Source organism: uncultured Campylobacter sp. (genome assembly GCF_937997535.1).
Lineage (GTDB): Bacteria > Campylobacterota > Campylobacteria > Campylobacterales > Campylobacteraceae > Campylobacter_B.
On sequence record NZ_CALKTT010000060.1, the window covers coordinates 71,002 to 85,446 of the forward strand.

Annotated in this window: 16 protein-coding genes and 1 tRNA gene; 6 read left to right on the plus strand and 11 right to left on the minus strand. The window is 45.9% G+C overall.

The features are described from left to right. Positions 1-47 precede the first annotated feature (47 nt). The 5 genes from era to Q0117_RS05905 form a co-directional block, all read right to left on the minus strand. Positions 48-917, minus strand: coding sequence for a GTPase Era (era, locus tag Q0117_RS05885; protein ID WP_297923685.1), 870 nt, complete (start codon positions 915-917; stop codon positions 48-50). Between the two features lie 498 nt (positions 918-1,415). Beyond that, the gene (gene hslU / locus Q0117_RS05890; RefSeq protein ID WP_297923687.1) at positions 1,416-2,735 is read right to left on the minus strand and encodes an HslU--HslV peptidase ATPase subunit; all 1,320 of its coding nucleotides are present in this window, start codon (positions 2,733-2,735) and stop codon (positions 1,416-1,418) included. Next, on the minus strand, positions 2,732-3,280 hold the full coding sequence (gene hslV, locus Q0117_RS05895; RefSeq protein WP_297923689.1) for an ATP-dependent protease subunit HslV: 549 nt from the start codon (positions 3,278-3,280) through the stop codon (positions 2,732-2,734). Before hslV ends, hslU begins: the two co-directional genes overlap by 4 nt. Further along, positions 3,273-3,716: a 50S ribosomal protein L9 gene (gene rplI, locus Q0117_RS05900; RefSeq protein ID WP_297923690.1), complete on the minus strand. Its 444-nt coding sequence runs from the start codon at positions 3,714-3,716 to the stop codon at positions 3,273-3,275. The genes hslV and rplI overlap by 8 nt, the downstream gene beginning before the upstream one ends. Positions 3,717-3,897: 181 nt before the next feature. Further along, positions 3,898-5,118, minus strand: a complete 1,221-nt coding sequence (locus tag Q0117_RS05905; RefSeq protein WP_297923692.1) for an argininosuccinate synthase — start codon at positions 5,116-5,118, stop codon at positions 3,898-3,900. A gap of 88 nt (positions 5,119-5,206) precedes the next feature. On the opposite strand from Q0117_RS05905, the gene Q0117_RS05910 reads away from it, so the two are divergent. The 4 genes from Q0117_RS05910 to Q0117_RS05925 all read left to right on the plus strand — a co-directional run bounded on the left by Q0117_RS05910 (position 5,207) and on the right by Q0117_RS05925 (position 8,033). Beyond that, positions 5,207-5,452 (plus strand): S4 domain-containing protein, encoded by a 246-nt coding sequence (locus Q0117_RS05910; RefSeq protein ID WP_291937410.1) that lies wholly within the window; start codon positions 5,207-5,209, stop codon positions 5,450-5,452. Then, positions 5,436-5,843: a tRNA (adenosine(37)-N6)-threonylcarbamoyltransferase complex ATPase subunit type 1 TsaE gene (gene tsaE / locus Q0117_RS05915; protein WP_297923694.1), complete on the plus strand. Its 408-nt coding sequence runs from the start codon at positions 5,436-5,438 to the stop codon at positions 5,841-5,843. Before Q0117_RS05910 ends, tsaE begins: the two co-directional genes overlap by 17 nt. Continuing rightward, positions 5,836-6,558 carry an LPS export ABC transporter ATP-binding protein gene (gene lptB / locus Q0117_RS05920; protein ID WP_297923695.1) on the plus strand — a complete coding sequence of 241 codons (723 nt, stop codon included), beginning with the start codon at positions 5,836-5,838 and terminating at the stop codon, positions 6,556-6,558. The genes tsaE and lptB overlap by 8 nt, the downstream gene beginning before the upstream one ends. Before the next feature lie 656 nt (positions 6,559-7,214). Beyond that, positions 7,215-8,033, plus strand: coding sequence for an ATP-binding protein (locus Q0117_RS05925; RefSeq protein WP_297923697.1), 819 nt, complete (start codon positions 7,215-7,217; stop codon positions 8,031-8,033). Between the two features lie 509 nt (positions 8,034-8,542). Here the strand turns inward: Q0117_RS05925 and Q0117_RS05930 are convergent. The 5 genes from Q0117_RS05930 to Q0117_RS05950 all read right to left on the minus strand — a co-directional run bounded on the left by Q0117_RS05930 (position 8,543) and on the right by Q0117_RS05950 (position 11,563). Further along, entirely contained in the window at positions 8,543-9,277 is a 735-nt protein-coding gene (locus tag Q0117_RS05930; protein ID WP_297923699.1) for an arginyltransferase, read from the minus strand. Then, positions 9,270-9,551 (minus strand): hypothetical protein, encoded by a 282-nt coding sequence (locus Q0117_RS05935; protein WP_297923701.1) that lies wholly within the window; start codon positions 9,549-9,551, stop codon positions 9,270-9,272. Before Q0117_RS05935 ends, Q0117_RS05930 begins: the two co-directional genes overlap by 8 nt. A gap of 9 nt (positions 9,552-9,560) precedes the next feature. Next, on the minus strand, positions 9,561-10,994 hold the full coding sequence (locus Q0117_RS05940) for an acetyl-CoA carboxylase subunit A (protein WP_297923703.1): 1,434 nt from the start codon (positions 10,992-10,994) through the stop codon (positions 9,561-9,563). A gap of 115 nt (positions 10,995-11,109) precedes the next feature. Then, a tRNA-Leu gene (locus tag Q0117_RS05945) sits at positions 11,110-11,196 on the minus strand. A gap of 70 nt (positions 11,197-11,266) precedes the next feature. Further along, on the minus strand, positions 11,267-11,563 hold the full coding sequence (locus Q0117_RS05950) for an HU family DNA-binding protein (RefSeq protein ID WP_291937435.1): 297 nt from the start codon (positions 11,561-11,563) through the stop codon (positions 11,267-11,269). Positions 11,564-11,889: 326 nt separating this feature from the next. Between Q0117_RS05950 and Q0117_RS05955 the strand changes: the two genes are divergently transcribed. Further along, positions 11,890-12,567 carry a response regulator transcription factor gene (locus Q0117_RS05955; protein ID WP_005870247.1) on the plus strand — a complete coding sequence of 226 codons (678 nt, stop codon included), beginning with the start codon at positions 11,890-11,892 and terminating at the stop codon, positions 12,565-12,567. An 84-nt stretch (positions 12,568-12,651) separates the two neighbouring features. Next, the gene (locus tag Q0117_RS05960) at positions 12,652-13,326 is read left to right on the plus strand and encodes a methionine ABC transporter permease (RefSeq protein WP_297923705.1); all 675 of its coding nucleotides are present in this window, start codon (positions 12,652-12,654) and stop codon (positions 13,324-13,326) included. Between the two features lie 699 nt (positions 13,327-14,025). Here the strand turns inward: Q0117_RS05960 and Q0117_RS05965 are convergent. Beyond that, on the minus strand, positions 14,026-14,283 hold the full coding sequence (locus tag Q0117_RS05965) for a hypothetical protein (protein WP_297923707.1): 258 nt from the start codon (positions 14,281-14,283) through the stop codon (positions 14,026-14,028). Positions 14,284-14,445 lie beyond the last annotated feature (162 nt).

Consider the following 14,445-nt stretch of genomic DNA (forward strand, 5'->3'; position numbering starts at 1 on the left):
AATGAAATTTTCTACGCTGCTAATACTAATAGAAATAAAATAAAATGTCAATAGATAAAATCGGTTTTTACCCTAAATTCGTCATTTTTCCAGCTTTTTTTTACAAAAACTGTTAATTTTAAGTAAATTTTGACCTTAGAAAAATTTGAAATTAACTTTTTGGCTCGAATTCCGATCCGCTTGATTGCCTCGCCGTTTTTGCCGATCAACATCTCTTTATGAGAATTAGTGTCCGTTATGATCTGCGCATATACCGAGATCAGACCCGGTTTTTCTATAACCTTTTCCATCACGACATCGCTGCAATACGGGATCTCGTCGCTCATACTCTCAAAGATCGCCTCAAGTATGAAATCGCGATAAATTTCGCGTTCATTGGTCGCGCTTAAAATTTCAGGATCGTAAAAGTACTCATGCTCGGGCAAAATTTTACAAATTTCGTCCAAAACCTGCTTTTTATAGACCTTTTTTTTGATGCTAACCGGGATTATCGCTTCGAATTTATCGGTAAATTTTTGATATTGCAGCAGCTTTTGCACGATCTTTTCGTCGTTTGCTTCGTCTATTTTGGTTAGAATAACGATGTGTTTGGTGCTGGGGTTTAAATTTAAAAATTTCTCGTATTCTGCGGTATCGTCGTGCACTGGCGCCAAAAACAGCACCAAATCGCAGCCCTCAATCGCTCCGAGCGCCACTTCGACCATCAGCTTATTCATCAGCTTGGCACTTTCGTGCAGTCCCGGCGTGTCCGTGAAAATAACCTGATCTGCGCCGTTCATCGCGATGCCGTTAATCTTACGGCGCGTGGCGTTGATTTTGTGCGAGACGAGCGAAATTTTCTCGCCGCAGAGATAGTTTAACAGCGAGCTCTTGCCCGCATTCGTCCGCCCGATAAGCGTTACAAATCCGCTTTTCATATTTTCCTTAAATTTATAAATTTATCTTGCAACCGCAACACTAAGCCCTTGCGGGTAAATTTTAAAATCTCGTTTTGTGCAAACTAGCTCCGCACAAGCGTCGAAATTTTAAAATTCCAACGCCACACAAACAGGTGAAATTTTAAAATTTCAAGCTGCACGGTAGCAATAAATTTCGCTTGCCGTAGCGCAGAATTTTATCTATTTCAAATTCTGTGCGCCGTAAATTTTGCGACTTCATAAATTGATCGCGAAATTTTAAATTTTATCCTGCCATGCGCTACGGCTTGACATACAGCCCGCACCGCACAAAATTCAATCATCCTTGAAATTTTACAGACTCAAAATTTTAAAGCATCGTCAAATTTAAAAAGATAAAATTTCTGCGCATTTTAAAATTCCGCTAAATTTCATACTTAAAATTCTAGCGCTTTGCAAATTTAAAAACCGCAAACTTCCACGGCTCCGCAGTTTTATAAGAGTAGCTGTCGCGCTGCCTTATAAAATGTATTTCGCCAGATCCTCGTCGCTTGCGATGCCTGCGAGTTTTTCGCTTACGAGCTTCTCATCCACGATGATCTTTTGCCCTTTAAACTTATCCGCTTCGAAGCTGATATCCTCAAGCACTTTTTCCATTATCGTATGCAGCCTTCTAGCGCCGATGTCTTCTACTTTTTCGTTCGTGCTCGCCGCAAATTTCGCGATCGCTTTGACCCCGTCCTCGCTAAATTCCAGCTCCACGCCCTCGGTCTTTAAAAGCGCCGAGTACTGCTTAAGAAGTGAATTTTTCGGCTTGGTTAAAATTTCGCACAGCGCCGCCTCGTCTAGGCTGTCAAGCTCGACGCGAAGCGGGAAGCGCCCCTGAAGCTCGGGTATGAGATCGCTAGGCTTGCTGATATGAAAGGCGCCCGCGGCGATAAAAAGGATGTGATCGGTGTCAATATTGCCGAATTTCGTGCTTACGCTGCTGCCCTCCACGATCGGAAGCAGATCGCGCTGTACGCCCTCTTTGCTCGGATCCTGCCTGCCGCTATTGCCGCTTGAGACCGCCACCTTATCGATCTCGTCGATAAAGATGATGCCCTCGTTTTGCGCGCGTCTAACGGCTTCGGCTTTGATACTCTCCATATCAAGGACCTTCTCGCTAGCCTCGCTTTTAAGGGCAACCTTGGCGTCTTTTACCTTCATCTCTTTTTTGCTCTTGCGCGTCGAAATTCCGATTACCTTAATGAAGCTTTCCTGCATATTCGCCATCTCGGGCGGCAAATTTGGATTTGACTCAAGCGCGTTTTCGCTTACTTCGATCTCGATACTAAGATCGTCCAGATCGCCGCGCTCGAGCTTGGCTGCCATCTTTTCGTAGCTTTTTTCGTAATCTGCGATCTTCTCCTCGCTCGCTCCGCGCGGAAGCGGCGGAAGGACTTTTTCTAAAATTTTACGCTTGATGTAATCATCGATCTTGTCTTTGTTCTTTTCAAATTCCTCGCCGCGCACTAAATTTACCGACGCGGCGGCCAGATCGCGCACCATGCTCTCCACGTCGCGCCCCACAAAGCCTACTTCGGTATATTTGCTCGCCTCAACCTTAATAAAAGGAAGCCCAAACATCTTCGAAAGCCTGCGCGCGATCTCGGTCTTACCCACGCCGGTAGATCCGATCATCAGGATGTTTTTAGGCATCACCTCGTTTTTCATCTCATCTTCAAGTGCCATTCTACGGTAGCGGTTTCGCAAAGCCACTGCTATCGTGCGTTTGGCGCTATTTTGTCCGATTATATATTCGTCTAGTTTCTCTACAATCTGCTTTGGCGTCATCATCTCTTTTCATCCCAAATTGCGTATGTTTTGATGTTTTCGTTCGTGTAAATGCAAATCTCGCCCGCAATTTTAAGGCTTTGCTTTACGAGCTCCTCTTCGTCTAGGCTAGCAAATTTATCCAAAGCTCGCGCCGCGCTAAGAGCGTAATTCCCGCCACTTCCGATCGCCGCGATCTTGCCGTCGTCCGGCTCTACCACGTCGCCCGTGCCGCTAAGCAAAAAGATATTTTTGCGGTCCAGCACCAGCATCATCGCTTCGAGCTTTCGCAGATACTTATCCTTGCGCCACTGCTTGCTAAATTCTATCACAGCCCTTAAAAGATCGCCCTTTGCGCCATCTAAGCACTTCTCAAACATATCAAAAAGATTAAACGCATCGGCGGTGCTGCCCGCAAAACCCGCCAAAACGCCCCCATCTTTGCCAATCTTTCGAATTTTAGTCGCGTTGCCTTTTAAGACGGTGTTTCCGAACGTAACCTGCCCATCGCCGCCGATGACAGAGGCCTTCGCGCCTTTGTAGGCTAAAATGGTAGTCGCTTCAAACACTAGCCACCTCTATCTCAAATTTAGCGCTTATGCCGTGCTTTAGCTTGGCATTTACGTCGTAGATCCCGGTCGTTTTGATAGCCTCGGTCTCTAAAATTTTCTTATCGATTTCGATCCCCTTTTGCTCTTTTAGCGCGGTTGCGATCTCATCTTTGGTAACCGAGCCGAAAAGCGCGCCGCTCTCGCCCATCTGCTTTACGATCTTTACGCGGATCTTAGCTAGCTCCTCGGCTAGTTTTTGCAGGCTTGCGACCTCATATTTTTCTAGCTCGGCTTGCTTTTTCTTATCCGCTTCAAATTTACGCAAAACCTCAGTTGTAGCGGCTTTGGCGTAGCCTTTGCCGATTAGGAAGTTATTGCCGTAGCCGTCCTTGACCTCTTTTATCTCGCCCGCCTTTCCGAGCCCCTTAACATCTTTTATCAATAATACTTTCATACATTATCCTTTTAAATTTAGCTTTAAAATTATAAAATTTTATAAGCGGCGCGGGCGTATCTAAAATTTTGTGAAATTTTATGAAATTTGCCCACAGCCGCTCGCTACTTTTCCGATAAATTTTAAAATTTCGTTTTGTGAAATTTGCCTGCACACCTTGCCGCTATAGGCAAAATTTCAGCTAAAGCTTGCGTCCATTCTTTCCCGCGATGATAAATCTTAAAGCGCTTAGTTTGATAAATCCGTCGCCGTCTTTTTGATTGAAGACCCTATCCTCTTCAAACGTCACAAAATCGGTATTAAACAAGCTATCGCTCTTACTCTCCCTGCCCAGCACGGTCACGTTGCCCTTATAAAGCTCTAGCTTAACCTTACCGTTTACGTGCTCTTGGGATTTATTTATCAGCTCTTGAAGCAACAAGCGCTCCGGGCTGAACCAAAAGCCGTTGTAGATGAGCTCGGCGTAGCGCGGCATTAGATCGTCTTTTAGATGCGCCGCACCGCGATCTAGCGTGATGCTCTCGATCGCGCGGTGAGCCTTTAGCATGATCGTGCCGCCCGGAGTTTCGTAGCAGCCGCGACTCTTCATGCCGACGTAGCGATTTTCTACAAGATCGAGCCTTCCGATGCCGTTTTTAGCGCCGAGCTCGTTAAGCGCGGCTAGCATCTCGTGCGGCTTAAGCGCCTTGCCGTTTAGTTTTACGGGATCGCCGTGTTTGTATTCGATCTCGATGATCTCGCTCTTATCTGGCGCATTTTTAGGGCTTACGGTCCATCGCCACATATCCTCTTCAGGCGCATGAGCGGGATCTTCCAGCACCAAGCCCTCGTAGGAGATGTGAAGGATATTCGCATCCATCGAATATGGCGATTTGCCGGGCTTTGAGGCGATGTCGATGCCGTTTTTCTTAGCGTAAGTAAGAAGCTTCTCGCGAGAGTTCAAATCCCACAACCTCCACGGCGCAATCACCTTAATATCGGGATTTAGCGCATATGCGCCAAGCTCGAAGCGGACTTGGTCGTTACCCTTACCGGTCGCACCGTGGCTTATGGCGTCCGCGCCGGTTTTTTTAGCAATTTCAACTAGCTTTTTAGCGATCAGCGGGCGCGCGATCGACGTGCCTAAAAGGTACTCGCCCTCATAGACGGCATTTGCGCGAAACATCGGAAATACGTAATCTCGCACAAATTCCTCGCGCAGATCCTCTACGAAGATATTTTCCTTTTTGATGCCCAGTTTCACAGCTTTGTTTTTGATCGGCTCCAAATCCTCATTCTGACCGATATCTGCGGTGAAAGTCACCACATCGCAGCCGTAAGTATCGCCGAGCCACTTTAAAATAATACTAGTATCTAGTCCTCCGGAATACGCCAAAACGACCTTTTTTACATCTTTTGCCATCTCAAATCCTTTACGTAAAATTTGGCGAAATTCTACCAAAAATAGTTTAATAGTTGCTTTTAAGGCAAATATCGCTAAACTCACGCTTATGAGAATCGATAAATTTTTAAACGCAGTAAATATCACCAAGCGGCGCGCCATCAGCGAAGATATGTGCAAAAGTGGCGTCGTAGCCGTAAACGGCGCGGTAGTAAAGCCCGCCAAAGAGCTTAAAATCGGCGATGTAATCACGATAAGCTTTTTGGATAGAAAACAAAGCTTTAAGGTTCTAGCCTTTCCTAGCGCGAAAAATACGCCCAAAAGCGAGCAGGCAAAGTATGTCCAAGAGCTTTGAACTACTCTGCGGCGAGGATGAAATTTCACGCCTCGTGCAGGCTCTGCCAAAAAGCGGCATAATCTTGCTCATCGGCGATCTTGCCAGCGGCAAAACAACGCTTGCGCGCGCGATCGTGCGGGCGCATGGGTTAGACGAGCACGTGAGCTCGCCTACATTTTCGATCATGCAAAACTACGGACAAATTTATCATTACGACATCTATAACGGCGGCTGCGAGGGGATTTTAAAAAACGGGCTATTTGAAAATTTATTTGAAGAGGGACTTCATCTAATCGAATGGGCGGATGAAAATTTGATAAATTTACTTAAAAAATATGAGCTTGATTTTTGCGTAGTGAGGATCACGCAGCACGCGCAAGGGCGAAAATACGAGGTAAGCTATGCATAAACTGGAAGTCAGGGGTCTTAAAAAAACCATAAAAGGCACGCCGATCATTAAGGGCATCTCGCTGGAGCTTTACAACGGCGAGATCGTAGGGCTACTAGGGCCCAATGGCGCGGGTAAAACCACGACATTTTATATGATCTGCGGGCTGATAAGCGCTAGCGGTGGCGATATATTGCTTAATGAGAGCAGCATCGCAAAGGTTCCGCTTCATAAGCGCGCCAAGCTCGGCATCGGCTACCTACCGCAAGAAAGCAGCATCTTTAAGGAGCTCAGCGTTGAGGAAAATTTAATGCTCGCTGCAGAGATTACCTATAAAAATAAAGCGGAGGCCTCACGTAAGGTCGATGAGATGCTAAATCTGCTCAACATCGAGCCGATCCGCCAGCGCAAAGGCGTGAGCCTAAGCGGCGGCGAGCGCAGACGCTGCGAGATTGCGCGAAGCCTAATGATAACGCCGAAATTTCTACTTTTGGACGAGCCGTTCGCGGGCGTTGATCCGATCGCCGTTAGCGACATCCAAAGCATCGTGCGAGACCTAAAAAAGCTCGGCATCGGCGTACTCATCACCGATCACAACGTCCGCGAGACGCTTGCGATCTGCGACCGCGCCTACGTCATCAAAGACGGCGAGCTGTTCGCCGGCGGCACCGCAAAAGAGATAGCCAGCGATCCAAATGTGCGCAAATTCTACCTCGGCGAGGATTTTATAATCTAAATTTATCGTTATTTATCGCTGACAGCTCGCCTCAGGTTTTAAATTTACGTAAATGTTAAATTTAACGAGCGGCTAAATTTAGATTTTACATTTAACGTGATTTTGCGCGTGGCAAGCCGCGGCAGGCTGCATTTTAACGACGTTTTATCGTTTATAAAATCAATGACGTTTTATCCATTTACCAAACTCTCGCGATCAAATTATCGCGGTACTTTAACCATTTCTGCACCTTTAAATTTAAAATTCCGCGCATTCGCCTGCTTTATCACATGGCACCTCCGGTTATTTCATCGTCCTTATCACGCTTATAGCATCGCCTTTATCTATGATAGCACCTTTTATTCGACGCTCTCACGCTACAAATCGAACAGATAAAAGTATAAATTTACGCCACTCTTAAATTAAAATTGTAAAATTTAACATATAATTTTACCTATAATTATACATTTTATTTTACGAATCATAGATCAAACGCTAAAATTCCGTCTTAAAATTTACCGACTCGTTTAACTAAAATTGCACTTTTATTTGCTCTGCGGGTTTAAATTTCGCTCATCTTAAAGCTCGCCGCGGAGTTTAAAATTTCAACCTGGCGCCCAGCGCTTTCGGTTTAAATTTTAAAATTCTTAGAATTTTGGCGAGATCAAGGAGAAATTATGAAAAAAGTTCTACTTTCGTGCGCCTTGGCGGGCGCGCTTTTCGGCTTGGAGCTCGATGGATTCAGTGCGCCCGAGGGCTCTCTAATCACCGAGGACGCTTTTTACATCGCAAATCGCGGCAAAAACGAAGATTCGCTAGGCAGAAGCGGCTTTATAAGTAGGATCGTGAAAAATTCCAATGTCGTTGAGACCAATTATATAGACGATTTGGTAAATCCCAGCGGGATGGCGCAGATCGGCGACGTGCTCTACGTATGCGATCTGGATGCGATCAGAGGCTTTAGCAAAGGGCAGGAGGTTTTTAATCTAAAAATCGAGGGAGCGCAGGCCTTAAACGACGTCGTAGCGCTCGGCAGCGAGGTTTTGCTCGCAAGCGATAATGCGCGCAGCGTGATTTACAGCATAAATTTAAACGCAAAAAGCTACGATGAGTTCGCACGCATCGACCCGTCGCTCGGCAATGCGGGCGCGCTTCTGCTCAAAGGCGACAAGCTTCTAATCACCACCTTCGATCTTAGCGGAAAGGTCCCGGGGCGCGTGCTAAGCATGGATCTGAAATCTCGCGAAATTTCGATCTTTGCCGATATGAAGGGGGTTTTCTACGGCATAGCGCGCGGAAAAAACGGCGAAATTTTAGTTAGCGACTGGGGCGAGGATCTTTTAAGCGGCAAAATTTGGCGTATTGATGCAAACGGGCAGATACGCAAAATAAACCTCGGCGCGATGCAAAGACCTGCGGACATCTCAAGCGACGGCAAAGTTTTATTGATCCCAAAATCGCTGGAAAACAAAGTCGAGCTGATAAATTTGCCATAAATCAGCCGCTTTCTTTTTTGCTCCGCCGCTTGCGCGGCGGTGTCCGCTAAAGAACCGAAACTAGTTTTTACAGTGCCGAAACTAATCGCCCTTTTTCGCGCGCACTCAGGAGCCAAGTACGCCCAAAAGCCGCGTGTACCGTCTTGCGACACGCAAATGCCGAGCCTGCCGTAAAATTTGCAAATCCATCTGCTCTACTTTTAAATTTTATCGCCTTAAATTTTATCACCGCGGATATTTTTGCAGGCCGAGCGGCGCTAAATTTTAGCGCGAGATTTGACGCCCGCCGTGACTCAAAAGCCTTGAAGACTCATAACGCGCGAAATTTCAGCGCGATATTTGACGCCGAGGCGTGCTTTTAACATACCGAGTTCGTATCTGCGCGAGACCGAATTCTACGCGGCGGTACGATCTCGGCCACTGCGCGCTGTCGTTGTACGGGCGCGCGGAGCTTACCATTCTATGCAGCACATATGCCTAGGCTGCTTCTGGGCCCCAGCGCGCAGAACCTACCGCTCTACGCGCCCCTCCCACACGGCGGGGGCGTCAAGCTCTACGTATGAGTTTAAAATTTCATACGGCTCGTAGCTAAATTTATACGCCAGGCTCGGGCATTGCTTCACCGCGTAGCCCAGATAGATCCAGCGTAGCCCCAGATCTTGGGCGAACTCGATCTGTTTTAAAAGCGAAAATTTACCCAGACTTAGATGCGGCAGATACGGATCGTAGTAGCAATACACCGAACTGATGCCGTCGTGTACGATATCGATGAGATCGACGCAGATAAGCCGCCCGTCCTCGCCGTAGTAAGAAATTTCTTTGCCGAAGTCTCCGTGGCCCTGGACGTAAATTTCATCATACCGCTCAAAATTGATCTCTTGCAGAGGCCAGCCCTTTTTTAGACGCATGTAGTCGTGATAGAGCGCAAAAAGTTCCAAACGCGCATCGTTTAAAAGCGGGCGAGGTTGCCACGCATAGGCGGTCGTGCGATTATTTTTATAGACGCGGCGGTGCGATCTGCTAAATTTAAAATTCGCAGCATCGATGCGCAAACTTTTACACTCCGCACAGGCTTCGCAAATGGGTTTTTGGAAGTACCTGCCGAAGCGGCGGTAGCCGTGCTGCACTAAGTTTGAATTATACTCGAAGTCGCAGTCTTTTATGTAGAGATACTCGCTGCGCGCGGCTCTGCCGTCCAGATAGGGGCAGGCAAAATCCAGCGTACAAAATGGAATTTCAGTCATTCAGCTTTTTGATATTCGCCGCGTCCACGTATTTTAAAAACTCGTCTTTAAGGCGCTTTTCGCGTGCGGCGATGCTCTCTTTGGCTGCGTCGAATTCCTCCGCGGCGCCCTCTAGACCGCTTTCGCTTTGCAAGCTCAAATCGTCATCTCTGAAAATATCTTTAAACTCATCGCGATTTGGATCCCTCTTTTTAGGCTTTTTTGGCGTGGAGCTCGCCGCCTTATCCTTAAGCATATCCTTTTTTATATCTTTTAGGCTATCTAAAAAATCCATAACTCTTTCCTAAATCCGCGCCGATTTGCGCATCGCAGCGGCGATAGCAGCGACCGCTTCGTTTTTACCGGGCTGCATATCGTCGATGGTGTTTTCTAAAATTTTAGCTAAATTTTTCTCGACGTAGCTCGTGTCGAAAAAGCCGAGCCGAAACTCGCGCGACTTGCTGATGCTGAGCAGAAACGGAATGATCGTACGCACTCCCTCGATGCGAAACTCCTTCAGCGCGCGCTCGAGCTTATTGACGGCTAGATCGTAGTCGGTGGTCTTGATGATGAGCTTGGCTAGAAGCGAGTCGTAAAACGGCGGAATTTTATAGTCTTTATAGATGTGGCTATCGACGCGCACGGAAGGACCGAGCGCGGGATAATAGTCATTTACGGTACCCGGCACGGGAGTGAAATTTTTCCAGACGTTTTCTGCCGTAATACGCGCCTCGATCGCGTAACCGTGCGGCTTGATATCGCTTTGCTCAAGCTCTAAAATTTCGCCGTTTGCGATGCGGATCTGGCGCACCACCAGATCGACGCCCGTAACCTCCTCGGTGATGCCGTGCTCGACCTGGATGCGGGTATTCATCTCCATAAAATAAAAGTTATTGTAATCATCGAGTAAAAATTCCACCGTGCCGACGTTGGTGTAATTCACCGCTTTTGCCGCAGCTACCGCGGTCGTACCCATAGTCTTACGTAGATGCTCGCTAATGGAGGGGCACGGCGCGATCTCGATGATCTTTTGATGGCGGCGCTGGATCGAACAATCGCGCTCGCAAAGGTGGATAATGTTGCCGTAATTATCGCCGATAATCTGAAACTCGATGTGGCGCGGCTTGACGACGAGTTTTTCCATGAAAATTTCATCGTTGTTAAAAAAGGTCTTCGCCTCCCTCGTGCACGAGTCGTAGGCGCTCTCCATATCCTTCTCGTCCCACACCTCGCGGATACCACGTCCGCCGCCGCCGCCGCTAGCCTTTAAAATTACAGGATAGCCGATCTCGCGCGCATATTTTTTAATCGTATCCATGCTCTCGTGATTTAGCTTTTCGGTGCCGGGCACGATCGGGATGCCGTTTTTGCGCATCAGATAGCGAGCGATATTTTTATTACCCATTTTGCGGATAACGTCGGGTTTTGGACCGATGAAAATAATGCCCGCGTCTTCAACCTCTCTTGCAAAGTCGTAATTCTCACTCAAAAAGCCGTATCCAGGATGTATCGCATCGGCACCGCACTCTTTGGCAACTTCGACGATCTTTTTGGCGTCCAGATAGCCTTTTAGCGCATCGGTGCTGACTTCGTAGGCCTCGTCGGCGATTTTTACGTGTAAGCAATCGACATCGGGTTTGGTGTAAATCGCGACGCTTCCGATATGCAGATCTCTGCAGGCTCTAATGATGCGAACCGCGATCTCGCCGCGATTAGCGATAAGAATTTTACGTATCATAAATAATTGCCTCTTTTAAAGAAATACCGCAGTAATAATAGTATAAAAAATTTTATAGCAAGTTGAAATTTACAAAAGGCGGTTGAAATTACGGATAAAATTTAAAGAAGATTTATGGTGCCCGAGGTCGGAATCGAACCGACACGAGGTCACCCTCGCCAGATTTTGAGTCTGGTGCGTCTACCAATTTCACCACTCGGGCATTTTAAAAAGTTATGATTGTATAAATTTAAAAAAGATAAGCCCCGAAGACGGGGCTTGGAGCAAGAAAATTATTTTTTCTTCTTGCCTTTTGCAGCTGCAACAGCCTCTTTTAGCTGTTTACCGACTTTAAATTTTACTACTTTAGTAGCAGGAGATTTGTAAGTTCTGTTTGTGCCAGGAACTTTACCCTCGCGAGCTGCACGCTCTGCAATACCGAAAGATCCGAAGCCGATGAAGCTTATGTCATCACCTTTTACTAAAAGCTCTTTGATAGCCTCAAGTGCAGAATCAACTACCTTAACGGTATCTTTTTTAGAAAGACCTGCCTTATCGGCAACTACCTGGATAAAATCAGCTTTTTTCATGCTAATCCTTTAAAATAAAGTGGTTTGGGCGGTATTCTACAATAGTTTCGCAAAAAATACAATAGTTTTTTAAGAAAAAAACGCAAAAATCGGCAAAATTTAGCCGAATTTAGCCCAAATTCGTCAATTTTTCAGATTTTGCTTCTTTAAATTTTAAAATTTCGCCATATTTTTGGAGCTTATTTTTGAAATTTTGCCAGATTTCAAAAAATTTCAAGATTTTACCCCTTCTCGCCTCGTTTTTATAAAATTTCGCCCCAGCCTGCCGCTTTAAAATATATAAACTATATTTTGTTATAATCCGCGCAAAATTTCAAAGGCTTTTTATGACTAAAATTTTAATGATAGAGGACGATTTAGAACTCGCCGAAATTTTAAGCGAATATCTGCAGCAATACGATATCGATATCACCGTCGCGGACGATCCGTTTTTGGGGCTTTCTAAGTTAAATTTAGAAAATTTCAACCTCGTGATTTTAGATCTCACGCTTCCTGGGATGGACGGGCTTGAGGTCTGCAAAGAGATCCGCAAAAACACCGATATACCGATCATAATATCAAGCGCCCGCCACGATCTGACCGATAAGATCAACGCCTTCGACTTCGGCGCAGACGATTATCTGCCAAAGCCCTATAATCCGCAAGAGCTTTTAGCGCGCATCAAACGCCACATCGAGCGCTACGATATAAACTCCATCCAGCGCGCCGCAAAGCCCAAAAAAGACCTCGAAGTGGACGATTTCCGCCACGTCATCAGCTTCAAAGGACAGCCCCTATCGCTCACCATCGCTGAATACGACGTGCTTTCGTATCTCATCAAAAAGGAAGGCGGCGCGATCACCCGCGAGGAGCTCATCTACAACTGCAGCTCCATAAGCGAGGAATCCTCGAGCAAAAGCATCGACGTCATCATCGGTCGAATCCGCCTAAAGCTTGGCGAAACATCCAAGGCGCCTAGCTACATCCACGCCATCCGCGGCGTGGGCTATAAGCTGATACAATGAAGCGGGCTCGCGCCGTCAATTTTAAAATTTAAAATGGTGAAAAGCCCAATATAGCGCAAAAGGGCGCAAAATGAAAGGACAAAGATGATAGAGTGGATACAAAATTTTTTTAGCGGAGTGATTCCGAAGCTGCTACTAAACGCGACGCTGGAGACGCTGTATATGACCTTCGTAAGTACGGCTTTAGCGTTTATTTTGGGGCTCGTGCTTGCGATCGTGCTTATTCTTACGCGCCGCGGCGGGCTTTGCGAAAACCGCATCGTTTACGCCGTGCTGGACGTCGTGATAAACACGCTGCGAAGCTTCCCGTTTATAATTTTGTTGATCGTGCTCTTTCCGCTTACAAAGCTTCTTGTCAGCACAAGCATCGGCACCACCGCGGCGATCGTGCCGCTTACTATCGGCTCGGCGCCCTTCATTGCGCGGCTCATCGAAAGCGCGCTACTGGAGGTCGATAGCGGCGTGATCGAGGCGGCGAAGAGCTTCGGCGCAAGCAAGATGCAGATCATCTTTCGCGTGATGTTCGTCGAGGCGCTGCCTAGCATCATCGGCGCGATTACTCTGACGCTCATCGTCATCATCGGATTTACGGCGATGGCGGGCACTGTCGGCGGCGGTGGGCTCGGCGACGTAGCGATCCGCTACGGCTTTCAGCGCTTCCGCCCCGATATAATGGCATACACCGTCGTAATCCTGATCGTGCTCGTGCAGATAATCCAAAGCATTGGAAATTTGCTCTATAAAATTACGAAAAAGTAGGCTCAAGTCCATAGCTTAAGAGATATCAAACATTTTCTATTAGTATAAAATTGCAAAAAAGTAGATCTTAAACTTATAGACCGTTCATTTGCATAGCCTGTTTTGCTAAACTGTAAAATTATAAAAAATATAGGTTTACAACGCTATGAATACCGCTTGAAATTCTATATCGTAAGCAGTTAGATTTTTGCCTGCCGTCAAGGTCTAAATTTAAGGCTTTGTGTAGCTAAAGCAAAGCTCGTGCCAAGACTTGCTTCGTGTAGAGTAAGCTTTTATTTTTATAACAGGTCGCATCTTTGAAGCGAACGATCGAAACTGCGCTGGGTAATTTTAAAATTCGCAGGCAAGATTTAGGCGCAGAATTTTAAAATTTAATTACCTAAAATTTAAAATTTAGCCCAAACCTTAATGAGAAGCGTGTTGAAATTTGAAATTCTAAAGCACGGAATTTTAAAATTTTAAAAATTTAGACCTTAAGAAATTTTGCTTATAAATTCTAAGACAAACAGTTTTAAAATTTTATAATTTTAAGTTTTGCGGGATCTTTCTTATACAATTTCACTTTTACATCGAAATTTCGTAGCTTAATTTTAAAATATAAAGCGCAGAATATAAATAAAAGGCACCGGCCTTAGCAATAAAAGCCAATAATGATGGTATTGCCGCTTTGACAAGCTTTTTTGGCTTTGGTAAAAGAACCTAAGATTGCGCCAGTTCTTTAAAGATAAAGTAGACTATGAAATTCCTCTGTGAATTGAGTCTAAATTCTTTTGTATTGCAAATTTTAAAGCGGCGTAGAATTTTATGAATTATCTTGTGGCGCTTGCCGTAAAATTTTATGCGGGTGGATACTGCGCGTTTAATAAGATCGTTATCGCATAAGAGCAGAGCTACTAAATTTATCCCGTTTTGCATTGCAAGATTGATGGTCTCTTTATGCGCCGCAAACGAGATCATCTGCGTAGCATCTAAATTTAAAAAGGGGCGAGAAATCTCCCGCCCCTGAAATTTTAAGTATAGGATTTGATTTTATAGATGTGCAAGCTAGAGCTTACGCATCTCTTAAATTTAAAACATAATCTCAAACCCTGCATTGATAGCACCACCTCTTGTTTTACC